The 24,996-nt window shown below is 45.7% G+C and carries 17 protein-coding genes; 11 read left to right on the forward strand and 6 right to left on the reverse strand.

All coding sequences use genetic code 11. The features are described from left to right. Window positions 1-35 precede the first annotated feature (35 nt). The 11 genes from LIX84_RS08700 to LIX84_RS08750 all read left to right on the forward strand — a co-directional run bounded on the left by LIX84_RS08700 (window position 36) and on the right by LIX84_RS08750 (window position 18,753). Window positions 36-3,422, forward strand: coding sequence for a hybrid sensor histidine kinase/response regulator (locus LIX84_RS08700; protein ID WP_048625952.1), 3,387 nt, complete (start codon window positions 36-38; stop codon window positions 3,420-3,422). Between the two features lie 778 nt (window positions 3,423-4,200). Beyond that, on the forward strand, window positions 4,201-5,883 hold the full coding sequence (locus tag LIX84_RS08705; protein WP_005394703.1) for an ABC transporter substrate-binding protein: 1,683 nt from the start codon (window positions 4,201-4,203) through the stop codon (window positions 5,881-5,883). A gap of 170 nt (window positions 5,884-6,053) precedes the next feature. Further along, window positions 6,054-7,040, forward strand: a complete 987-nt coding sequence (locus LIX84_RS08710) for an ABC transporter permease (protein WP_005394705.1) — start codon at window positions 6,054-6,056, stop codon at window positions 7,038-7,040. A gap of 2 nt (window positions 7,041-7,042) precedes the next feature. After that, a complete protein-coding gene (locus LIX84_RS08715) occupies window positions 7,043-8,068 on the forward strand; it encodes an ABC transporter permease (protein ID WP_104970921.1) in 1,026 nt (341 codons plus the stop codon). Window positions 8,069-8,070: 2 nt separating this feature from the next. Beyond that, on the forward strand, window positions 8,071-9,054 hold the full coding sequence (locus LIX84_RS08720; RefSeq protein WP_005394709.1) for an ABC transporter ATP-binding protein: 984 nt from the start codon (window positions 8,071-8,073) through the stop codon (window positions 9,052-9,054). A 48-nt stretch (window positions 9,055-9,102) separates the two neighbouring features. Then, window positions 9,103-10,098, forward strand: coding sequence for an ABC transporter ATP-binding protein (locus LIX84_RS08725; RefSeq protein WP_226421101.1), 996 nt, complete (start codon window positions 9,103-9,105; stop codon window positions 10,096-10,098). A gap of 63 nt (window positions 10,099-10,161) precedes the next feature. Next, window positions 10,162-11,901 (forward strand): glycoside hydrolase family 9 protein, encoded by a 1,740-nt coding sequence (locus tag LIX84_RS08730; RefSeq protein WP_226421102.1) that lies wholly within the window; start codon window positions 10,162-10,164, stop codon window positions 11,899-11,901. A gap of 2 nt (window positions 11,902-11,903) precedes the next feature. Beyond that, window positions 11,904-12,794 carry an N-acetylglucosamine kinase gene (locus LIX84_RS08735; RefSeq protein ID WP_226421103.1) on the forward strand — a complete coding sequence of 297 codons (891 nt, stop codon included), beginning with the start codon at window positions 11,904-11,906 and terminating at the stop codon, window positions 12,792-12,794. Window positions 12,795-12,802: 8 nt separating this feature from the next. Then, a complete protein-coding gene (locus LIX84_RS08740; RefSeq protein ID WP_226421104.1) occupies window positions 12,803-14,722 on the forward strand; it encodes a beta-N-acetylhexosaminidase in 1,920 nt (639 codons plus the stop codon). 84 nt (window positions 14,723-14,806) lie between these two features. Further along, a complete protein-coding gene (locus LIX84_RS08745) occupies window positions 14,807-17,215 on the forward strand; it encodes a GH36-type glycosyl hydrolase domain-containing protein (RefSeq protein WP_226421105.1) in 2,409 nt (802 codons plus the stop codon). Between the two features lie 125 nt (window positions 17,216-17,340). Beyond that, window positions 17,341-18,753, forward strand: a complete 1,413-nt coding sequence (locus LIX84_RS08750) for a phosphoglucomutase/phosphomannomutase family protein (RefSeq protein WP_226421106.1) — start codon at window positions 17,341-17,343, stop codon at window positions 18,751-18,753. Window positions 18,754-18,903: 150 nt separating this feature from the next. Here the strand turns inward: LIX84_RS08750 and LIX84_RS08755 are convergent, their stop codons facing one another. The 6 genes from LIX84_RS08755 to LIX84_RS08780 all read right to left on the reverse strand — a co-directional run bounded on the left by LIX84_RS08755 (window position 18,904) and on the right by LIX84_RS08780 (window position 24,978). After that, window positions 18,904-19,935 (reverse strand): ABC transporter ATP-binding protein, encoded by a 1,032-nt coding sequence (locus tag LIX84_RS08755; RefSeq protein WP_226421107.1) that lies wholly within the window; start codon window positions 19,933-19,935, stop codon window positions 18,904-18,906. Further along, complete coding sequence (locus tag LIX84_RS08760; RefSeq protein ID WP_139060605.1) at window positions 19,935-21,560, reverse strand: ABC transporter permease; 1,626 nt, start codon at window positions 21,558-21,560, stop codon at window positions 19,935-19,937. Before LIX84_RS08760 ends, LIX84_RS08755 begins: the two co-directional genes overlap by 1 nt. A gap of 99 nt (window positions 21,561-21,659) precedes the next feature. Then, window positions 21,660-22,673: a Fe(3+) ABC transporter substrate-binding protein gene (locus tag LIX84_RS08765; protein WP_005386566.1), complete on the reverse strand. Its 1,014-nt coding sequence runs from the start codon at window positions 22,671-22,673 to the stop codon at window positions 21,660-21,662. 152 nt (window positions 22,674-22,825) lie between these two features. Beyond that, complete coding sequence (locus LIX84_RS08770) at window positions 22,826-24,055, reverse strand: ammonium transporter (protein WP_182032760.1); 1,230 nt, start codon at window positions 24,053-24,055, stop codon at window positions 22,826-22,828. Window positions 24,056-24,082: 27 nt separating this feature from the next. Next, window positions 24,083-24,421 (reverse strand): P-II family nitrogen regulator, encoded by a 339-nt coding sequence (locus LIX84_RS08775; protein ID WP_005396729.1) that lies wholly within the window; start codon window positions 24,419-24,421, stop codon window positions 24,083-24,085. 188 nt (window positions 24,422-24,609) lie between these two features. Beyond that, window positions 24,610-24,978, reverse strand: a complete 369-nt coding sequence (locus LIX84_RS08780) for a YacL family protein (RefSeq protein WP_012841428.1) — start codon at window positions 24,976-24,978, stop codon at window positions 24,610-24,612. Window positions 24,979-24,996: the final 18 nt, after the last annotated feature.

The raw sequence follows: 24,996 nt of genomic DNA on the forward strand, positions 1-24,996 counted from the left end.
TTTAGAACTGCCCTTTATGAGTTGTAATCTTATCCATGTTTAAATTCTACAAAAAACAGAAATTTAAGCGCCTTCAGAGTACACTGATGACCGCATTTCTGGTGCTCAGTATCACACCTCTTACTATTACTGCGATCTTTTTCCTACAGTCCCACAGTAAAGATCTGCAAGAACAAAGCACCTCACACTTGTTGTCTGTTCGAGATACAAAACAACAGCAAATTATCGACTACTTTGAGGCGCGGGAAACCGAAGTCATGGGCTTTGTGCGCTCTGAACTGGCTTACGCCAGTGGTGGTCGATTCTACGGTCTCGTCAATGCTTTTAGTCGTTTAGGTAATGACATTGAAGAATCTCGTAAAAATGCCCAACAGCGCTACATTGAAGGCAGCGGAGATCAAATCAAAACGTCAACGTTACCCGAGTCTTCCAACTATGTCGGAAGTGAACGTTACCGACTCTTACATAAACGTTACCACTGGGCCTACTTGGAGCTCCTCAAGCGCTCTGATTTTAATGATATTTTGCTGGTCGATATCAACGGTAATGTCACCTACTCGATCAACAAAGACGATAACTACGGAACAAACTTATTATCAGGCCCCTACAAAGACTCAGCACTTGGCAAAACCTTCAAGCGTCTAGCTGATGACGTCACTGAACGCCGTAAGGTGAATGAAGACTACACCCCTGTGATTGTGTCTGATTTCGAACTGGAAGGTGGTAAACAAGTCGCTTGGTTAGGTGCTCCAATTGTTCAGCAAGGCTACCTACACAGCTATGCAATGTTCCGCTTACCAAATAATGGCATCACGAAGTTAGCCGCAGACGCCAACCGAGAGTCATCCATTAATACCTTACTGGTTGGAAATGATCACCAACCTCGCACAATTAACACCAAGCAAGATGACATTAAGAACAGCTTAGAAGTGATCGATAAAGCACTCTCTGGTGCATTTGGCGTCGGCACTTACACGAACGGCTTAGGTGAAGAGATCATCGCTGCTTATGCACCGATTGAGACGCGTGGTGTTATTTGGGCACTCGTCGTGCAATTACCAGAAAATGAAGCTTTCGCCCGTATTCATCAACTAGAAAAACTGTTTGTTATCGCCATGCTGATCGCCATCATTCTAGTGGTAATCGCTTCCCATTATTTATCAAATTTTATTACTTCTCCGTTGCTGAAGTTAACTTGGGCTGCCGAAAAAGTGTCTGCCGGAGATCTTGATGACACCACCTTTAATACGGTTCGCAAAGATGAAATTGGCCGTCTTGCGCTGAGTTTTGAACGAATGCAGCGCTCTATTCGAGAAAAAATTCAAACCATTAAGAAGCAAAATGAAGAGCTCGAGAGCAACATCCAGATCATTCAAAAACAAAATGATGAACTGCAATTGGCCGACAAACTTAAAGATGAGTTCTTAGCCACCACTTCTCATGAACTTCGCACACCATTGCACGGCATGGTCGGAATCGCTGAGACCTTAGCGTCCGGCGCTAACGGTGCCATCCCTGCTAGCCAAAAATATCAGCTTGATATCATCATTAAAAGTGGGCAACGTCTCGCAAACCTTGTTGATGACTTATTGGATTATCATAAAATGCGTTACGGAAGCATGGATATCCAGAAATCAGCGGTGAGTTTAGCTAGTGCAACGCGACTGGTACTAGAGCTTTCCAGTCATTTACTTGGAAATAAAACCATCCGTATCATCAACCAAGTACCAGCGGACTTGAAAGCGGTGTCTGCCGATCCTCAACGCCTTGAACAAGTGTTATATAACCTGATCGGTAATGCGATTAAGTACACCTCAGAAGGTAAAATCGTTATCTCCGCCAATGTGGTTGATGATCATGTTCGTGTGCAAGTTGTGGATACTGGGCAAGGTATTCCCGCAGAACATCTTGAACATATTTTCGAACCACTTATCCAAGCAGGACAAGACGCAAGTCGCTATCGTCAAGGTGCGGGGCTCGGGCTTTCGATTAGCCGTCAATTGATTGAGTTGATGGGTGGCTCGTTATACGTCAGCAGCCAGCCTATGGTCGGCACCACCTTCAGTTTCACGTTACCACTTGCCAGTGAAGAAGAGATCCAAACAACTCAAACCCTTGCAGCGCACGGACACTTCCAGATTCCTGAAATCGATGTAGAGAACAATGAAGACTTATCACTGCCAGAGAATCCAGACGGCCCGTTACTGTATGTCGCTGACGATGAACCAGTAAACCTGCGTGTGCTTGAGAGCTTCTTACGTTTAGAGGGCTATCGCGTACGTACCGTCTCTGATGGACCAGAAACATTAGCACTCGTTGAGCAGGAAAAACCGGAACTCCTGTTATTGGATATCATGATGCCAGGCATGAGCGGCTATCAAGTCTGCAGTGAATTACGTGAAACTTATGACCATGCCGAGCTACCTATCATTATGCTCACCGCGCTTAGTCAAACAGAAGATCGTGTACGAGGCTTTGAAGCAGGAGCCAACGACTATTTATCTAAGCCATTCAATAAACAAGAGCTAGCTGCGCGCATCCAAGCGCACTTAACGGCAAGCCAAGCTGAAATGCGCCACATGGAGAATAAGATACTTGAATCTGAACTTCGCCAACGAGCGGCTGTAGAGGCAAGCTTATTAGAAACTCAAGGGCGATTGTTGGAACAACTGGAATCGGCTCCTGAAGCGATTATCTGTTTGCGTGAAGATAAGCGTATTCGGTTTGCTAATGAAGCTGCTTGCAAGCTATTCAAGCGTAACTTAGAACAATTAAAACGTTCATCTGCCGATGAGTTGATTGCACCTAAGTATCTGACCGTCAAACAACCTCATTACTGTGGCAAGATTGATATCTATATTGAAGATATTCGTCAAAACATCGAAGCAGACATTCTTAAACTACCTGAAGGCTCAGGCTTAGATGTCATGTATATCTTTAATGTTGGCGGAGGAGCCAATGCCGCTCGCATACACAACCTAGAAACCGCAGTAGAGGTGCTTTCAAGTTATGCTTTTGATGGCGATAAAGACCAGCTGCAGAAGCTGAAAGAACTCGGTGGAGAGTTTACACGCCTTGCAGACAAAGCGCTTGGTAACAAAAAAGACAAACAAGAGCTAATGCGAGAAATTCTGGTCGACGCAATGACACATGCCTTAGAGTATTGGGAGTCAGTCACTGGTGAAAGTAAATTCGCATTTGCCGAACAAAGTGGCTTATGGCGCGTTTATCTTGACCGTAGCACTCTGCAAACACGCACTTTGGATAAATACATGCGTATAGAAACGCTGCCGAAAACGCCACGTTGGAGAACGGTATTGAGCTCGATAGAATTCATCCTTGAACACTGTAAAGAACAGAGTCCTGAGCGTGCGTACATCGAAGCTCAACGAGATAAACTACAGCGACTGTTGACCAGCTAATACCTATCAAAAAAACTAGCCCAGCGCATACGCTGGGCTTTTTATTATCCAAGCCTTCCCTTTCTCTAAAGACGAACAAGACAGCGACTCTCTACCGTTACCACATTAAAATGCCGAATAAGCCTCTGGACGAAGTTGTCCATGGTAGGCACTCCAAACATACGCTTCTATCGCTCTAACCTGCCCAAATTAGGTTTACTCGAGCGAACAGAACACTTCATTTTCACAATAAAAAAAGAGCAATAAATGAGAGAAAACTGTCGATAAAAGAGACTGTTTTTCAGATAACAAACGGTTTTTAACCAACAATTGACAGAGATTGCGAACTCAATCACAACAGAACGGCAGATTAATTTTTAGCTAATTAATTAACACATTTTCTGCATGTGAGCGAGATCTCCGAACCAGGAAGAGAATCAGAAGGCTTTTATTTTAAATAGATTATAGGTTAGCAATCACTAACCCTTACTATTAATAAGGATATAAACTGCGACGCATATCAACGTTTACTTTTTGGTCTATCTCTAGTCAAAATTAGCCAAAATAACGTTTATAACGGAGAGTGACGATATTTTAACGTTTTTAACGAGAATCGGGTTTGATTATTTTATGGATAAGGTGTTTTCTTACTCCTGCCTAAGGCCTACAGGCCACTCTTGGCGAAACTCAATGTTGTAATGAGTAATGCATAAACAAGAGGTAGGTCTTGGAGAGTGTTTATCAATTGATGACATTCAATTCCATTTAGTGAAATGAAAGCAAATAGTAAGGAACAGCTATGCTTGCCAATATTAAAAAAACAGCACTAGCAACAGCAATTATTGCAACGGCTACTACAGGTTTTGCATCGGTAGCTACTGCGGCTGAACGCAGTGAACTGACTATCCACCCTAAAGAGTTTACAACTTTCGTTCGTAACTTTAACCCTTTCTTGGGTGCAACTAACCTGCACACAACAACCGACTTTATTTACGAGCCGCTCGTTGTTTTTAACGAAATGCACGGTAACACGCCAGTATTTCGTCTAGCAGAAAACTTTACCATGGCTGATGACCTAATGAGCGTGACCTTCGATATTCGTAAGGGCGTAAAATGGTCTGACGGCAAAGCGTTTACCGCTGATGACGTAGTTTATTCTTTCAACCTAGTTAAAGAGAAACCAGAGCTAGACCAGTCTGGTATCAACTCTTGGGTTACGGGCGTAGAGAAAGTTAACGACTACAAAGTTAAATTCCGTCTAAGCGAAGCAAACTCAAACGTTCCTTACGAAATTGCAAAAGTACCAGTTGTACCTAAGCACGTATGGAGCAAAGTGAAAGATCCAGCAACATTCACAAACGAAAATCCTGTAGGTAGTGGTCCATTTACCGAAATCGACACTTTTACACCGCAACTATACATTCAGTGTGAGAACCCGAATTACTGGGATGCTGATAACCTAGATGTAGACTGTCTACGAGTGCCACAAATCGCGAACAACGACCAATTCTTGGGCAAAATCGTTAACGGCGAAATGGACTGGACGTCTTCATTCGTACCAGACATCGACCGCACTTACGCTGCAGCAAGTCCGAACCACCACTACTGGTACCCACCAGCGGGTACTCAAGCGTTTGTAGTGAACTTCAAAAACCCAGACGCGGCGAAAAACGAAGCACTTACTAACGTTGACTTCCGTCGTGCGTTCTCTATGGCGCTAGACCGTCAAACGATTATCGACATTGCATTCTACGGTGGCGGTACAGTAAATGACTTCGCTTCGGGTCTAGGCTACGCATTCGAAGCTTGGTCTGACGAAGAGACGCACAACAAGTACAAAGGTTACAACACATACAACGCCGAAGGTGCGAAAAAGCTTCTTGCTAAAGCAGGCTTCAAAGATGTAAACAAAGATGGCTTTGTAGATACACCATCTGGCAAGTCTTTCGAGCTTCTCATTCAATCGCCAAACGGTTGGACTGACTTTAACAACACTGTACAACTAGCTGTTGAGCAACTAGCAGAAGTAGGCATTAAAGCACGTGCTCGTACTCCAGATTTCTCGGTATACAACCAAGCAATGCTAGAAGGTACATACGACGTTGCTTACACCAACTACTTCCACGGTGCGGATCCACACTTGTACTGGGACAGCGGCTACAACTCGAAGCTACAGTCTGGTGACGGTATGCCTCGCTTTGCAATGCACTTCTACAAGAACGATAAGTTAGACGGTCTTCTTAACAGCTTCTACAAAACCGCTGATAAGCAAGAACAGCTAGAAATCGCTCATGGTATCCAGAAGATCATTGCTCAGGACCAAGTAACCATTCCTGTGCTATCTGGCGCGTACATGTATCAATACAACACAACTCGCTTCACTGGTTGGTGGAACGAAGAAAATCCTAAGGGCCGTCCAAACATTTGGGCTGGTATCCCAGAGCGTCTACTTCACGTGCTGGACCTAAAACCAGTTAAATAAGTAGAAGTTCATTTCAAGCGGCATACATCCCGTGTGCCGCCTATAAAAATCCCTTGTTAACGAAACCAATATGTGGCGCTCGTCGTCAGGGGATTTTTCGCTCTAAATTTCGCTAGGAGCGACCTGAAACCAGAAACAGGGAAAAAATCTGGGTGAGTAAGGTGTGAGTTATGGGTTATTTTTTAAGACGTTTGTCGTTCTATCTTGTCGCGCTCTTAGTTGCAGCGACGTTAAACTTTATTATTCCGCGAGCAATGCCTGGTGACCCAGTTACCATGATGTTTGCTAACGCTTCTGTACAGGTGACGCCAGAACGAATCGCAGCAATGAAAGAACTGCTCGGTTTCGTTGATGGGCCGATTTACATTCAGTACTTTTCGTACATTAAAAACATTCTAAGTTGGGAGCTAGGGACATCAATCCAGTTCTACCCTCTTTCAGTTAACTCTTTACTAGGTAGTGCATTTGGCTGGTCTCTCTTCCTAGCTGGTACTGCGGTTGTACTTTCTTTCTCAATCGCTTCTGTACTCGGTATTTTTGCCGCTTGGAAGCGTGGTAGTAAGTACGATGCATTCGTAACGCCTGGTACATTGATCATTCAAGCTATCCCACAGATGGTTATCGCAATGTTAGCGCTGTTTACCTTTGCGATTGGCCTAAAATGGTTCCCATCTGGCTATGCTTACACGCCAGGTACTATCCCTGATTGGTCAAGCTGGGAGTTCATCAAAAACGTGGGTTACCACGCAGTACTCCCTCTATTCTGTGCAACCATCGTTCAGATCGGCGGCTTCCTCGTCAATATGCGTAACAACATGATCAACCTTCTCGCCGAAGACTACATCACGATGGCGAAAGGCAAAGGGCTGAGCGAGAACCGTGTCGTCTTCAATTACGCCGCACGTAACGCGCTACTTCCAAGTGTAACCGCGCTATCTATGTCTTTGGGTATGGCCATTGGTGGTCAATTGATCATCGAGATGATTTTCAACTACCCAGGTTTAGGCACCGTGCTACTTAACGCAATTCACGCTCGTGACTACCAAGTACTTCAAGGTCAGTTAATTATCATGACGATGTTCATGCTGTGCTTCAACTTAATGGCTGACATGCTGTACATGATTCTAGACCCTCGCCTACGTACGGGAGGCAAATAATCATGAAAGAACTATTCAAACTTATTTTAGGTAACTCATTCGCTCGAATCGGTCTTGGTATTGTTACCGTATTCGTATTCGTTGCGATCGCCGCTCCTTTACTTACGAAACATGCGCCAGACAAGCGAACCGGTAATCCACACGAATACCCTAGCTTTGTCGTAAAACAAGCGCAAAATAATCCTGATGGCTGGGTAGCTAAAAATCTAGCAGATGATCGTCGTACGCTGATTATGTCGAAAAAGGCTGATCACGTTCTGGGGACTTCACGTATGGGTCGTGATATTTGGTCACAAGTGGCTTACGGTGCTCGCGTATCGCTGGGTGTCGGCTTTGGTGCTGGCATCATCGTATGTTTCCTAGCAACGGTCATTGGTATCTCGGCAGGTTACTTCGGCGGCAAAGTGGATGACATATTGAGTGCAGCGATGAACATCATGCTGGTAATCCCTCAATACCCATTGCTCTTTGTACTGGCAGCCTTTATTGGCGAAGCAGGTCCACTCACCATTGCCTTGATTATCGCTGGTACCTCTTGGGCGTGGGGCGCACGTGTTGTCCGTTCTCAAACCATGGCTCTGCGCGAGAAAGAGTTTGTGAAAGCCGCTGAAGTATTGGGCGAGTCTTCATTCCGCATCATCTTCGTTGAAATTTTACCAAACCTAATCCCGATTGTCGGTGCAAGCTTCATCGGCTCAGTAATGCTCGCTATCAATACTGAGGCTGTAATCTCGTTCTTGGGCCTGGGCGATGCCAACACCATCAGTTGGGGCATCATGCTTTACAACGTGCAAACCTCATCAGCAATGTTGATTGGCGCATGGTGGGAAGTATTAGCACCTTGTATCGCCTTAACTCTTTTGGTGACTGGTCTTGCTCTACTTAACTTTGCCGTTGATGAAATTGCTAACCCACAGCTTCGTTCTCACAAAGGCATGAAACGCTGGAAGAAACTGGCAAAGAAAGACAAGAAAGAGCGCGCGCCTGAAATGGCACCACAAAATGCACTATGGAGCGGAGATAAATAATCATGACTGCACCACTAATTTCTATCCGTAACCTATGCGTAGATTACATCACAGATGCGGGCGATGTCCGCGCCTGTAACAACGTTAGCTTTGACATTGCGCCAGGTGAAGTCTTTGGCCTGGCAGGTGAATCTGGCTGTGGTAAATCCACTGTTGCTTTCTCGCTCATGCGTCTTCATAAGCCGCCAGCATTCATCACTGGTGGTGAGGTCATCTTCAACGGTGAAGACATCATTAAGTACAGCGATGAACGTATGCAATCATTCCGCTGGAGCGAGATGTCGATGGTGTTCCAAAGTGCAATGAACGCATTAAATCCGGTGCTTACGATGGAAGAGCAGTTTTGCGATGTCATCATGCGCCACACCAACATGACACGTGAACAAGCGAAAAAGCGCGCCGAAGGTCTGCTGGAAATCGTTGATATTCACCCAAGCCGCTTAAATGACTACCCACACCAATTTTCCGGTGGTATGCGCCAGCGCTTAGTCATTGCGATTGCTCTGGCTCTCAATCCAAAGATGATCATCATGGATGAGCCAACGACGGCACTCGATGTTGTGGTTCAGCGTGAAATCTTACAAAAGATCTATGCACTGAAAGAAGAGTTCGGCTTCTCGATCCTTTTCATCACTCACGACTTGTCACTCATGGTCGAGTTCTCGGATCGAATCGGCATTATGTACTCCGGTGAGTTGATTGAAGTCGCCCCTTCTAAGCAAATTCTGGAAAGTCCTTACCACCCTTACACCAAAGGTTTGGGTAGCTCTTTCCCTCCACTAACTGGTCCTAAAACCAAATTAACTGGTATTCCAGGCAACCCTTTGAACCTGTTAGAGATTCCTCAAGGCTGCCGATTCCAAGCTCGCTGCGACCGCGTCCACGAAGCTTGTACACGAGTACCAACTCAGCTGCGTCAAATTGAACCTGGTCGTTTTTCAAATTGCCACTTATACGGCGACACGATTGCTCAAGCCAAGGTTTAACAACAAAAAATAACGCTAGCTAAGAACAAAATTACACTGGAGAGAATTATGAGCAAACAACTCGGCGAACTGCTGATTGAGGGTAAACATGTCGTTAAGGACTTCCCTTTAAATAGTAACTCAATCAAGCAGTCAAAAATGCGCGCGATCAACGACGTGTCATTCAAGATGTACAAGAGCCGCGGTTTGTCAGTAGTAGGTGAATCAGGCTCTGGTAAATCTACTACCGCTAAAATGATAGCTAAAATGTACGCCCCTACCGAGGGTGTAATCGAATACAGAGGTCGTGATATCCAAGATATTACCTCTCGACATGACTTGATGACATACCGTGAAGGCATACAAATGGTATGGCAGGACCCATTTGGCTCACTAAACCCTACACACAATATCTTCCACCACATTGCTCGCCCGTTGCTGATCCATAAAAAGATTGCACCAGGCAACAAAAAGGAACTGGAAGAGCGTGTGTATGACCTACTAGAACAAGTTGGTCTGATTCCGCCAAAAGAAACCGCGCAAAAGTTCCCGCACCAGCTATCTGGCGGTCAGCGTCAACGTGTAAACCTAGCTCGTAACATCGCTGTAGGTGCAGAAGTGGTATTGGCAGATGAGCCAACATCAATGCTGGACGTGTCAATTCGTGCTGGTGTTCTTAACTTGATGGAAGAGATGAAGTTCGAGAAACAAATGTCTCTGCTTTACATCACTCACGACATCGCAACGGCGCGTTACATTGCTGAAGATCTCGCGGTTATGTACGTAGGTCACATGGTTGAATGGGGGGATACTGAGGAAATCATTCACGATCCTCAACACCCATATACGCAACTGTTGGTATCTGCTGTGCCTGATCCATCGAAGTCTATTCACGAGAAGCTGAAAGGCAACAAAGGGGAAATCCCACTTTGGACACCGGATTCAGTCGGCTGTCCATTTGCAGGACGCTGCGTACACGCAACCGATAAATGTCGCGAACGACTACCGGACGTCACTCAGCTTTCTGAGAACCACTTTGTTCGCTGTTACTTATTTGAAGATTAATTATAACGAGGGTCAGGTTCAGCCTGACCCATTCCTGTTTTTATCGTTTCCCGGAGACATTGAATGCTGCTACTGACTAACCACATTGGTTATGAACATCTGGGCCCAAAGAAAGCCATTGTCCAGACCGAACAACCACACTTGTCTTCTTACACTGCCCAATTGATTTGTGCCACTACCGAGCAAACCGTGGCAACTTTTGCGGTTGAAGAACAAGGTAAAGTGGCGAACTGGCATCAGGGCTATTTCTACCTCATCGACTTTTCATCTTTCACAGATTCAGGCGACTATTTCCTGCAAGTGGAAGATTCGCGTTCTTCTTATTTCACTGTTGGCGAACATATTCTGTTGAATCAAACCCTGTCAGATGTGATCCACTACTTCAAATCACAACGTTGCGGTGGGGTTTTCGATCAACAAGATCGACAAGTGCCAGTGCTCAACGCCAACCAAACAGTTGATGTTCACGGTGGCTGGTACGACGCATCTGGAGACGTTAGTAAGTATTTAAGTCATCTTTCATACGCTAATTATTTGAACCCTCAACAAACTCCAATGGTGGTTTGGAACATCCTAAAAGGGCTTTCATTGCTTGAAGGAAGCGAAGACATTGCAGCCTTCACACGCACACGTCTTATTGAAGAAGCCCTGTTCGGTGCAGACTTCCTTGTTCGTATGCAAAACGAAAAAGGCTTCTTCTACATGACGGTCTTTGATAAGTGGAGCAAAGATACTGCGCAACGAGAAATCTGTGCCTACGAAACGCAACTTGGTCACAAATTTGACGACTACCAAGCAGGCTTTCGACAAGGTGGCGGTGTCGCCATCGCAGCTCTGGCCGCGGCGTCGCGTTTAGGTGTTCACGGCGAATACGATCAACAGAAATACCGCAACGCTGCTGAAAATGGTTACTGGCACTTAAAAGAGCACAATACGCAGTACCTCAATGATGGTGAAGAAAACATTATCGACGAATACTGTGCGCTACTAGCTAGTGTAGAACTGTTTAAAGCCACCAAAGAAACTCGCTACTTGGAAGAGAGCCGTTTGTGGGCACAACGCTTAGTTGCCCGCCAAATGAGCGACGAGCAGATTCAACACTTTTGGTCAGCAAACCAAGACGGCAGTCGTCCATACTTTCACGCTGCCGAAGCAGGTCTACCAGTTATTGCACTATGCGAATACCTAGCAATTGAAGACGACTCCGTACAGACAGAATCGGTAAAACGCATCGTTAACCGAGCGTGTGAGTTTGAGATCAAAATATCGAATAAAGTGACCAACCCATTCGGTTACCCTCGCCAGTATGTTAAAGGCGTAAATGAGTCAAAACGCGATGCATTTTTTGTCGCACACAACAATGAATCCGGCTATTGGTGGCAAGGCGAGAATGCTCGATTGGGCTCACTCGCGACCATGGCATACCTTGCTCAACCGCATATAGCATCGCAAGAAATACAGCAACAACTTTCCGTGTTTGCTCAAGATGCATTGAACTGGATTGTAGGCTTAAACCCATACGACATGTGCATGCTTGATGGCCACGGTCGTAACAACCCTGATTACCTTCCTCAATATGGTTTCTTCAATGCTAAAGGCGGTGTGTGTAACGGAATCACTGGCGGCTTTGAAGACGAGGAAGACATCGCATTTAACCCACCAGCACAAAAAGACGACATGTTACAAAACTGGCGCTGGGGCGAACAATGGATCCCGCATGGCTCTTGGTACTTACTCGCGATAATGAGTCAAGCTCAGCATATTTCTCAGTTGGCAACCTCTAAAAATATTAAGGAACAATAATCATGGGGATGTATTTTGTCGGTATCGATGGTGGCGGCACGTCATGTCGAGCCAGGATTAAAGATTCACAAGGTAATTTTCTTGGCGAGGCCAAAAGCGGCAGCGCCAACATCATGCTAGGCGCTGAAATTGCAATGGCCTCGATTCTTGAATCCATCACTTCGGCTGCCGAGCAAGGCGGCCTGACACAACAAGATTTTGCATCGATGCATGTCGGCTTAGCCCTTGCAGGTGCTGAGCACAAAGCATCTTGGCAAGCCTTCATGTCTCTTCCTCATCCGTTTGCCAGTATGACTCTTAATACTGATGCTTACGGCGCGTGCGTTGGTGCACACAATGGCGAAGATGGCGCAATCATGATCGCAGGAACGGGGTCTTGTGGCATCTATCTTAAAGGATTGGAGCAGCACGTTGTCGGTGGTCGTGAATTCCCGATTTCGGATCAAGGTGGCGGCGCAGTCATGGGGCTTAGCCTAGTTCAACAAGTTTTGTTAGCAGAAGATGGCATCAGAGAGAAAACGCCTCTGGCACAACACGTCATGGCACATTTCGAAAATGACGTTGATAACGTGGTGGCTTGGTCTAAACAAGCGCTTCCTCGTGATTATGGGCAGTTTTCTCCTGCTATTTTCCAACATGCAGAACAAGGTGATGCACTGGCAATTGAAATGCTGAAGCAAACTGCAGCTGATATAGAAATGTTTCTCGTGGCATTAAACAAGCGCGGCGCAACGCGTATTTGTTTAATGGGCAGCATTGCTGAACGTATTTTACGTTGGCTTTCGCCACCAGTTCAGCAATGGGTTGTTGAACCACAGTTTGACGCGATTGAAGGCGCAATTATGTTTGCAGGTAAACCTGAACATAACCTTTACTCGCTCAGTGCGGCGTAGGAGTAGATATGGAATATCGTGTTGATCTCGTCGTCCTATCAGAGCAAAAGCAAAACTGCCGTTTCGGACTGACTTTCCATAATTTGAGCGATCAAGATCTCCACAATTGGAGCCTGATTTTTGCTTTTGATCGCTACATTCTGCCCGATAGTGTTTCGAATGGTCAGCTCAAGCAAATTGGCAGCTACTGCACCCTCAAACCAGAAGGGTTGGTGTTGGCAGCTAACCATCATTTTTACTGCGAGTTCAGTATTGGTTCAAACCCATTCCGTTACTATTCTGATGGATTCAATGAAGCCTTAGTCAACTTTGAAGTCAACGGCAACCTTCAACGAGCTCAAGTCGATGTCACGCCGATCGTATTGGCTTCACCGTACCGTGAACGTAGTGAGATCCCTTCCAGCTTGACGCATGCACAGCCTTTATTGCCAAAACCAAACCATATAGAAGTCAGCGATCACTGCTTTAGCTTTAATCATCAAGCTGGCGTTGCGGTTTATTCAAACCTAGCCAATGCAGCTAAAGAGTGGTTACTTGAAGAGCTTAAGCGCATTCATCAATTTGAGTTCGCATCAAACAATGGCAGTCAGATCATCTTCAAAGGCAACCCAACCTTGGATGAAGGCGCTTACAAGCTGAAGGTAGCAGAAGAGTCGATCAAAATTGAAGCTGGCTCTTCGTCTGGTTTTACCCATGCTTGTGCAACGTTATTGCAACTGATCAAAGTTGGCGATCAACCAGCCTCAATGGAAGTGGTTTGCTGTTCAATCAAAGACCGACCACGTTTTCGTTATCGTGGAATGATGCTGGACTGCGCACGTCATTTTCACTCCGTTGAGCAAGTCAAACGCTTGATCAACCAATTAGCCCACTACAAGTTCAATACGTTCCATTGGCATTTGACCGATGATGAAGGTTGGCGAATTGAAATCAAATCACTGCCTCAACTAACCGATATTGGCGCATGGCGTGGGTTGGATGAAACCAATGAGCCACAGTACACGCACCTTGCTGAGCGTTACGGCGGTTTTTACACTCACGAAGACATCAAAGACGTGGTTGCATTTGCTTCGAAACGAGGCATCACTGTTATCCCTGAAATCGATGTACCAGGCCACTGCCGAGCTGCCATCAAGTCGTTACCACACCTATTGGTAGAAGCAGAAGACACCACCGAATACCGCAGCATTCAGCATTACAACGACAACGTCATTAACCCAGCTCTGCCGGGGAGCTATGAGTTTATCGACAAAGTGTTGGAGGAAGTCTCCGCGTTGTTCCCTGCCCCTTATGTTCATATCGGTGCGGATGAAGTACCTAACGGCGTATGGTCAAAAAGCCCTGCGTGCCAAGCACTAATGGAACAACTGGGTTACAGCGACTACAAAGAGTTACAAGGGCACTTCTTGCGTCATGCCGAAGACAAACTGCGCAAACTTGGCAAGCGCATGCTGGGTTGGGAAGAAGCACAGCATGGCGACAAAGTCAGCAAAGACACAGTGATCTATTCGTGGTTAAGCGAAGAAGCGGCGTTGAACTGCGCGCGCCAAGGTTTCGATGTGGTGCTACAACCTGCACAAACCACCTACCTAGATATGACCCAAGATTACGCACCAGAAGAACCGGGCGTGGATTGGGCTAACCCGTTGCCGCTAGAAAAAGCTTACAACTATGAACCACTCGCTGAAGTGCCAGCCGACGATCCAATACGTAAACGCATTTGGGGCATTCAAACCGCATTGTGGTGCGAAATCATCAACAACCAGTCTCGTATGGACTACATGGTCTTCCCGCGCTTAACCGCAATGGCAGAAGCATGTTGGACAGACAAACAACACCGAGACTGGACCGACTATTTATCACGTTTGAAAGGACACCTACCGCTGCTTGATTTGCAGGGAGTGAATTACCGTAAACCGTGGAAGTAATACAGAGCTGATGTAGAAGCATCACGCTTGAAGAGTTTTTAAATTTTGGCTGCAGACGCAGCTTTGTAAAAAGGAAAGACACAAATGAAATACGGCTATTTCGATAACGAGAATCGTGAATACGTCATTACTCGCCCTGATGTACCTGCTCCTTGGACCAACTACCTAGGTACAGAAAAATTCTGTACCGTTATCTCGCATAACGCAGGTGGCTATTCGTTCTACAACTCTCCAGAATACAACCGTGTTACTAAGTTCCGTCCAAATGCGACATTCGATCGCCCAGGACACTACGTTTACCTACGTGATGATGAGACGGGAGATTACTGGTCAATCTCTTGGCAACCAGTTGCCAAAAGCCTAGACGAAGCGAACTACGAAGTTCGTCATGGTTTGTCGTACTCTAAATTCAAGTGTGAATACAGCGGCATTAGCGCAACCAAAACGCTCTTTGTACCAAAAGGCGAAGATGCAGAAATTTGGGATGTGGTCATCAAGAACACCTCTGACAAACCGCGTACGATCAGTGCATTCTCATTTGTTGAGTTCTCGTTCAGCCACATTCAATCAGATAACCAAAACCACCAGATGTCTCTCTACTCTGCTGGTACGTCATACAACGAAGGTGTGATTGAATACGACCTGTACTACAACACTAACGATTTCGAAGGCTTCTACTACCTAGCGTCAACGTTTGATCCAGATTCATACGACGGTCAACGTGATAGCTTCCTAGGTCTATACCGCGACGAAGCAAACCCACTAGCAGTAGAACAAGGTAAGTGTTTTAACACCGCACAAACGTGTTACAACCACTGTGGCTCTCTGCACAAGCAATTTACTATCCAACCAGGTGAAGAAGTTCGTTTTGCTTACATTCTAGGTATCGGTAAAGGCAACGGTGAACGTCTGCGCACTAAATACCAAGACCTGGCTGAAGTAGACAATGCATTTGCTGGTATCAAAGCACACTGGGATGAGCGTTGTGGCAAGTTCCAAGTGAAATCGCCAAACGAAGGCCTAGACACGATGATCAACGCTTGGACGCTGTACCAAGCAGAAACGTGTGTGGTTTGGTCTCGCTTTGCTTCGTTCATCGAAGTCGGTGGCCGTACTGGCCTTGGTTACCGCGATACGGCGCAAGACGCAATCTCAGTTCCTCACGCTAACCCAGCAATGACGCGCAAACGTATCGTTGACCTACTGCGCGGCCAAGTGAAAGCGGGTTACGGTCTACACCTATTCGATCCAGACTGGTTCGATCCAGAAAAAGCGGATGTTAAACCATCGAAATCCCCAACAGTTGTTCCTACTCCATCTGATGAAGACAAGATCCACGGTATTGAAGACACGTGTTCTGATGACCATCTATGGCTAGTTCCAACCATCTGTAAGTACGTGATGGAAACGGGTGAGCACAGCTTCTTCGACGAAGTGATTCCTTACGCAGATGGCGGTGATGCAACCGTGTATGACCACATGAAAGCTGCGCTAGACTTCTCAGCTGAATACGTGGGTCAAACGGGCATCTGTAAAGGTCTACGTGCCGACTGGAACGACTGTCTAAACCTAGGTGGCGGCGAGTCTTCAATGGTGTCTTTCCTACACTTCTGGGCGCTACAAGAGTTTATCGACCTTGCAAAATACCTAAGCAAAGACGCTGACGTTGAGAAGTACACCGAGATGGCGGCAAACGTGCGTGAAGCGTGTGAAACACACCTTTGGGACGAAGAAGGCGGCTGGTATATCCGTGGTCTAACGAAAAACGGCGACAAGATCGGTACTGCGCAGCAAAAAGAAGGTCGTGTACACCTAGAGTCAAACACGCTTGCGGTGCTGTCTGGTGCGGTATCTCAAGAGCGCGGCGAAAAAGCGATGGACGCAGTCGACGAAAATCTATTCTCTGAATACGGCCTTCACCTAAACTCGCCATCATTCGCTACGCCAAACGATGATATCGGCTTTGTAACGCGCGTTTACCAAGGCGTAAAAGAAAACGGTGCAATCTTCTCGCATCCAAACCCATGGGCTTGGGTAGCTGAAGCGAAACTGGGTCGTGGTGACCGTGCAATGAAGTTCTACGATGCACTCAACCCATACAACCAAAACGACATCATCGAAAAACGTATTGCAGAACCATACTCATACGTTCAGTTCATTATGGGTCGTGACCACCAAGACCACGGTCGTGCAAACCACCCATGGCTAACCGGCACATCTGGTTGGGCTTACTTCGCAGTGACCAACTTTATCCTTGGTGTGCGCACAGGTTTTGATGGTCTAACTATCGATCCATGTATTCCAACGAACTGGCCTGGATTTGAAGTCACTCGTCAGTGGCTAGGCGCGACTTACAACATCAAAGTTGTTAACCCTGACTCAGTAAGCAAAGGCGTTAAGTCGATTACTGTGAACGGTGAAGCAGTAAATGGTGCTTCTGTACCAGTTCAAGCGGAAGGTTCAGTAAACGAAGTTATCGTTACTCTAGGTTAATCATCTTTTAGGGGAGAGCTTCTCCCCTTTTGATTTATCCGATGCACTTGAGTTTGGTGAGTGCATCGGTTCGCTAGCAAAGATTTAAGAGACGGTGGGATGCCGCTCTTATCGAGGATCGAATCATGATCAAATTTGGTACAGGCGGTTGGCGTGCATTTATCGGTGAAGAATTCACTAAAGATAATGTTCGTTTGGTTGCTCAAGCAGTTGCAAACATTACGAATAACGAATCTGTTGCTGATCGCGGCTTTGTCATTGGCTATGACCGACGTTTTCTGTCTGACAAAGCTGGCCGTTGGTTTGCCGAAGTTTTAGCAGCAAACGGCATCGTCGTTAGCTTTATCGATAAGTTTGTTCCAACGCCTATCGTAATGTTTAAAGCGAAGGAAATGGGCTGTGCTTACTCTGCATGTATTACGGCATCGCACAACCCGGCCGATTACAACGGCATTAAAGTCTTCATTGAAGGCGGTCGTGATGCAGATGAAATCATCACCCAGAAAATCGAATCACAAATCAATACGCTCACTGCACAAGATGTAAAAAGTGTCGATTTTGAACAAGCGGTTGAAGATAAGCTGATTCAAATTATCAACCCGATGAACGAATTCGTAGATTCGATCATTAACTTTATTGATATCGAGTCGATCAAAAAAGCCAACCTACGCGTTTTGATTGACCCGATGTTCGGTGTTGCAAAAAATGCGCTGCAAACCGTATTAATCAATGGCCGCTGTGACGTTGATGTGATTAACGATGGAAAAAACCCAGACTTCGGTGGGTTAATGCCTTCGCCAAGTGCTGCAACACTCTACCGTTTGATGCACCTAGTAAAAGAGCAAGGTTACGATATTGGCATCGGTACCGATGGCGATGCGGACCGTCTTGGTATTATTGACGAAAAAGGTAACTTCATTCATCCGAATGAAGTCCTGATTCTACTTTATTATTACTTATTGGAGTACAAAGGTTGGACAGGTTCCGTGGTACGTAACATCGCGACGACTCATCTTCTCGATAAAATTGCTGAAGACCATGGTGAAAAATGCTTTGAGGTACCAGTAGGCTTTAAGCACATCAGTTCTCAAATGGAAGCGGATGACTCACTGATTGGTGGGGAAAGCTCTGGCGGCCTAACCATTCGCGGCCACATCAAAGGTAAAGACGGCGTATTCGCATCAAGCCTATTGGTAGAAATGATCTCAGTAACCGGCAAGAAGCTGTCTGAGTTGCTAGATGAAATCTACGGTAAGTACGGCTACGCGTACATGGCAGAAGGTGATTGCAAATTCAAACCAGCGCAAAAAGAAGTCCTGTTCAACAAGATATATGTTGAAAAACAACTGCCTGAGTTTGAGTTCGATATTGAAAAAGTCAGCTACGAAGATGGTGCGAAAGTGTACTTCAAGAATGGCGGTTGGATCATCGCCCGCTTCTCTGGTACTGAGCCACTACTGCGTATTTTTGCAGAAATGCAAGATAAGGACACTGCGGAACGTGTTCTTCAACAGTTTAAAGACTTCTTATCTTTATAACTGACCTTGTGCCCGCTTCGAGCACTTCGGCTACGCTTGTCATGTAATTCAAGCTGTCGCTAAGGGGAAGAATACTTGCCCGGCATCACTGCCGGGCTTTTTTATTGTGTGTAGGCAGGCATAAGAGAGTAGTAAAGGTACCCAGTAACGTTATGCGAATGCCAGCACGCCCTGCGTTTCAATTTTCACTGCAACAGACTCACCGATACTTAATGCCTGCGATGCTGTAGCCAACAAACGGTCGCCATTCGCATCAATCACGTAACGGCAATGGTCACCCATAAAGTGCTGCTCCAGCACCGTTACTGAGCTCTCTTCATCGGATTGAATTTGTACATGTTGCGGCCTTAGCAACAAAGAGCATTCAGACTGCACTGGGATCTCTTGTTGGGCTGTGGCTTCAACCACACCCAAGTGGGTTTCATATTCTGAATCCGAAACTCGTTTAGCGGCCAGGTAGCTACCACCACCTAAGAAATCCGCAACAAACTTACTTGAAGGCTGATAGTAAAGCTCAGATGCCGTGCCATACTGCTCGATAACACCATTGTTCATCACTGCCATTTTATCAGCGAAGGCAAAAGCCTCTTCACGGCTATGCGTAACAAAAATGGCAGTCACGCCTTGCGCCTTAAAAATCTTACGGATCTCGCTTATCAGCTCATGGCGAACTTGCGTATCAATATTAGAGAACGGCTCATCCAGCAGCAATAAGTCTGGGCTGTAAGCTAATGAGCGAGCAATCGCAACACGCTGCTGCTGTCCACCAGACAATTGATGAGGATAACGATCGCCATAGCCTTGCAAATGCACGAGCTCGAGCATCTCTTGGACTTTGCCATTTTTCTCTTTTGTCGAGTAATGCTTTAAGCCAAAGGCAATATTTTGCTCCACCGTCAGGTGAGGAAAAAGCGCATAATCTTGGAAAATCATCCCGATATTACGCTGTTCTGGTGGCAACCAGTTCTCCCCATCATCAATCGTGACGCAATTTAAGCTCATTTCGCCTGACGTTAACGGCAATAATCCCGCAACGGCTTTTAATAGTGTTGTTTTTCCGCAACCACTTGCACCTAGTAAACAGACAATTTGCCCTTGTTCCACCTCAAGAGACAATGATTCCAGTACGGTTTGATCATCATATTGGCAGGTTAGGTTTTTAATTGATAATGCGCAGCTCATCAGTGATTTTGCTCCAGTGAACGGTTAACAACAACAAGCGGGATCAACCCAACAAGAACCAACAAAACCGCAGGCAAAGCGGCCAATTCCAAATGCTCATCCGAGGCGAAGTTATAAACGTATGTGGCTAGTGTTTCAAAGTTAAACGGACGAAGTAATAGGGCCGCATTGAGCTCTTTCATCGACTCGATAAACACTAACAGAGCCGCAATCAGTGCACCACGTTTAACCAGCGGAAAGTGCACACGCCACAGCATGGCATTAGGCTTACAACCCATGGTGCGAGACGCCATATCTAACGAAGGCGAAATTTTATTTAAGTTACTTTCGATACTACCAATCGCCACCGCTGAAAAGCGCACAACCATGGCAAAAACCAGGGCGAACATGGAGCCAGAAAAAATAAGTCCCGGTCTGCCCCACTCCATGGCTTTAGCAAGGTCGTTGACGCGGTGATCCATAAACAGTACTGCGACCATCACACCAATCGCTAATACGGTTCCTGGCACTGCATACCCCATCGAAGAAAGACGCATAAATGCCAAGCTTTCGCGCTTGCCATTGACGCGATGGGTAAAGTTAACGATCAGTGCGACAGCAACACCTATAATGGCGGCAATAACCGACACGACCAAACTATTCCATGCGTATTCACGAAACTCGGGGGTCCAACTCTGCGCAAAGTAAGTTATCGCATAATCAATCAGCTGTAGTAATGGCAAAATAAACGCGACCGAAACCAAGCCCCAACACCAAACCAGCGCGGTCCACTTTTTCCAGCCCGTCAACTCATAACGAAAATCTTCGTGACTGTTAAATTGGCTTTGAAAAAGCTTTTGTTTACGACGACTGTAGCGTTCGGCACTGAGGAGCAGTACTACAATGACGAGCATCATGGCTGAAATCTTGGCTGCTGCATTAAGATTAGAGTATCCCAACCAAGTATCGTAGACCGCTGTGGTTAACGTATTCACAGCGAAGTAACTTACAGTACCAAAGTCACCGATAGTCTCCATTGCCACCAGCGACAAACCCACAGCGATAGAAGGTCGCACTAGTGGCATCGAGATGCGCCAAAAGCTTTCCCATGGAGAGCATTTGAGCAAACGCGCGCTTTGCAACAAAGAGACATTTTGCTCCATAAATGCAGCTCGACACAGCAAATACACGTAAGGGTACAGCACTAAAGCCAACACAAAGGTCGCGCCAGGCAAGGTGCGAATATCAGGGAACCAATACTCGCTAGGTCCCCATCCGGTTACATCACGCAAAAAGATCTGAATTGGACCAGCAAAATCAAACCAATCAGTAAAAATATAACCAATGATATAACCTGGCATCGCAAGAGGTAACACCAATGCCCACTGCAACCATTTTTCGGTCGGCAGTTTACACATAGCCATTATCCAAGCGCTTGGTATACCAAGAATTAAGGACAACACCATTACGCCAATAGTGAGCGCAACCGTGTTAAAAATATAAGTCGGCATGACTGTCGCCATTAAATGGGCAAACAAATCATCCGTTTCACCAATTGCGGTGTAGAAGATCGCTAAGATCGGCAAAACCAGTAACAGAGTTATTACCCCACTACTGGTTTTCCATAAAGAGTGTTTATCTTTCATCGCCTAATTACTGCAAGGCTGTATGAAATACAAATGCTGTTGCAAATACATCTCATATCCTTTAATCAAATGGGGGTACTGTTATACCCCCACAAGGAATTAAAGGTCAAATTTCACTTCGTCTAATAGCTTAATTGCCGCTTCGTGGTTGGCTGCAATATCGTCTAGAGAAAGCTTGTCTGCTTTAAAGTCACCCCAAGATTCCACAAGTTCAGAACGCTTCACGCCTTCTTTAACAGGGTACTCGTAGTTAACTTCTGCGTACATCTGCTGCGCTTTGTCACCCGTTAGGAATTCCATTAGCTTCACAGCATTGTCTTTGTTTGGAGAGTACTTCGCCATCGCCATACCAGAGATGTTTACGTGAGTACCTGTAGTCTCTTGGTTAGGGAAGTTGATGTAAACTGCATCTGCCCAAGCTTTTTGCTCTTTGTCATTAACCATTTTACCTAGGTAGTAGCTGTTACCTAGAGAAACATCACATAGGCCTTCTTTGATTGCTTTAACTTGTGCACGATCGTTGCCTTGTGGTTTGCGAGCAAGGTTTGCTTTCACGCCTTCCAACCACTCTTTGGTTTCTGCTTCGCCATTGTGAGCAATCATTGCTGAAACTAGAGAAACGTTGTACGGGTGCTTACCGCTACGAGTACAAATTTTACCTTTGAACTCTGGCTTAGCTAGATCTGCATAGTTGAAATCTGCGCCTAGTTTACCTACGCGATCACGTGAAGAGTAAACACTACGTGAGCGTAGAGTTAGGGCAAACCACTCATTCTCTTTATCTTGGTATTGAGCTGGTACGTTTTCTTCAATGATTTTGCTATCTACTTTCTGAACTAAACCTTTGTTTGTCAGTTCTGCTAGACGACTGATGTCTGTCGTAAGGATAACGTCAGCTGGGCTGTACTCGCCTTCTTGAGCTAGCTTTTCTGCTAAGCCTTTTTTAGCAAATTTTACGTTTACTTTGATGCCAGTTTCTTTAGTGAACTCGTTGAACATAGGTTCAACTAGGAAAGGTTGACGGTAAGAGTAGACGTTCACTTCTTCAGCAGCCATTGCTGTTGGAGCTAAGGTAGCGCAAGTTAATGCTGAAAGAGTTAGCAGTTTTTTCATTGTTTAATCCTTTACCATGCTAATGATAACGTTTATCAGTTGCGTTATTATATGTATGTTCAATAAGAAGACAATGACAAATATTAAAAAACCTGCTCATCGGAGCAGGTTTTTATATGTTGAGAGTGTAACTATTTATTACAGGCTATTGATTACTTCACAGTGACAAATTCTGGGTACGCACCGACGCCACAATCATGCATGTCCATACCTTCCATTTCTTCATCTTCCGTGACGCGAATTCCAACGGTTGCTTTCAAGATAGCCCACACCACTAGACTGGCACCAAATACCCAAGCAAAGATAACGACTGCACCTAAAAGCTGCGCACCGAATGTAGCATCGCCGTTGCTTAGAGGCACAACCATCAAACCAAAGAAGCCACAAACACCGTGCACTGAAATCGCACCGACTGGGTCATCAATTTTTAGTTTATCTAGGCCAATGATGCTGAATACGACTAGCGCGCCAGATACTGCACCGATAGCAACTGCATATAATGGCGATGGTGATAGAGGATCTGCGGTGATAGCAACCAAGCCTGCTAGCGCACCATTGAGAATCATCGTTAAATCCGCTTTGCCCCAAGTCGTTTTACATACAAATAGCGCCGCAATAGCACCTGCAGCAGCTGCTGCGTTGGTGTTTAGGAAGATCTGACCTACCGCTGTTGCGTTCTCAAAGTCTGAAACCATCAACTGAGAACCACCGTTAAACCCAAACCAACCAAACCAAAGGATGAAAGTACCTAGTGTTGCCAAAGGCATGTTTGAACCTGGAATCGGGTAGATTTCACCGTTTTTTCCATATTTACCTTTACGAGCACCAAGCAATAACACACCTGCGAGAGCTGCAGAAGCACCAGCCATATGTACGATACCTGAACCCGCAAAGTCGCTAAATCCAGCTTCTGCTAGGAAACCACCGCCCCATGTCCAATAACCTTCTATTGGGTAGATAAATGCGGTCAAAATCGCAGAGAAAACCAAGAAAGACCAAAGCTTCATACGTTCAGCCACCGCACCAGAAACGACAGACATTGCCGTTGCAACGAAGACGACTTGGAAGAAGAAATCAGACTCTAGAGAGTGATCAGCCCCTTCTCCTTGGGTACCAATCAACGCACCAAATGAAGGTAACCAGCCTCCTTCTCCGTTGTCGACATACATGATGTTGTAACCAACGATTAGAAACATCGTACATGCAATTGCGTACAAACAGATGTTCTTCGTAAGAATTTCTGTTGTGTTCTTAGAGCGCACAAGACCAGCCTCTAGCATCGCAAAACCAGCTGCCATCCACATTACCAACGCACCGGAAATGAGGAAGAAAAAGGTGTCAAGTGCGTAACGTAACTCGGTTACTGTTGTTGTTAATTCCATAATAAGTTTCTCCAATCCCTTGAATTCTTAAAGTGCTTCTGCGTCCATTTCGCCCGTTCGGATACGCACCGCTTGGTTCAGGTCGTAGACAAAAATTTTACCGTCACCAATCTTTCCTGTTTGCGCAGCTTTTGTAATCGCTTCAACCACTCGCTCAACATTATCCGCGTGAGTAGCGATTTCAATTTTCACTTTTGGTAGGAAATCGACCTGATACTCAGCGCCGCGATACAGTTCCGTGTGGCCTTTTTGACGACCAAACCCTTTAACTTCTGATACCGTCATCCCTTCGATACCGACGTTAGCCAATGCTTCTCGCACATCGTCTAATTTAAACGGCTTAATAATGGCATTGATTATTTTCATTCAATTCTCTCCGAAGCTTTCATCCTGAAACACTTCTAATAATCCAATCTACGTGCCAAGTTTTTAAGTCATTGAATAATAAAAACTAACGTCAATTTACATATCTATAAACAAAAAGGGCGCACCATATCGGTGCGCCCTTTTCACAAATTTAAAGCAACAGAAGGAAAGTTACCCAAAACTGTGCACTAAATGTTCAAAAAGTCTTTCCATCGCTCGATAAGAATCATGAAGTCCTCTATTCCACAGCTTGCTGTACTTTCTGCATTGTAGAAATCGAATTCACTTTCCATCTCAACATCATGGTCATGGGCCAATGCGTTTTCTTGCACTAGGACTTCATCGCCCTGAATCATCAAGCTAATTTCTGTACCTGTTAGGTTATGCTCTTGAGAAGGCGCTGAAAATGACTGCTCAATTAGCTTTTCAACCTGAGCAATCTTCATAGGATCTTTGCCAATTTCTTCTTGTAGCCAGCGCCCAACAATCTCATGCCCCATGCTGCATTTTACGTAGTACTCGCCCATCAACGTGTTACGGATGAATTCAAATTCCATCGAGATTGCCTTTTCGTA

Origin of the sequence: Vibrio sp. E14 (assembly GCF_020515785.1) — a bacterium.
Taxonomy (GTDB): domain Bacteria; phylum Pseudomonadota; class Gammaproteobacteria; order Enterobacterales; family Vibrionaceae; genus Vibrio; species Vibrio diabolicus.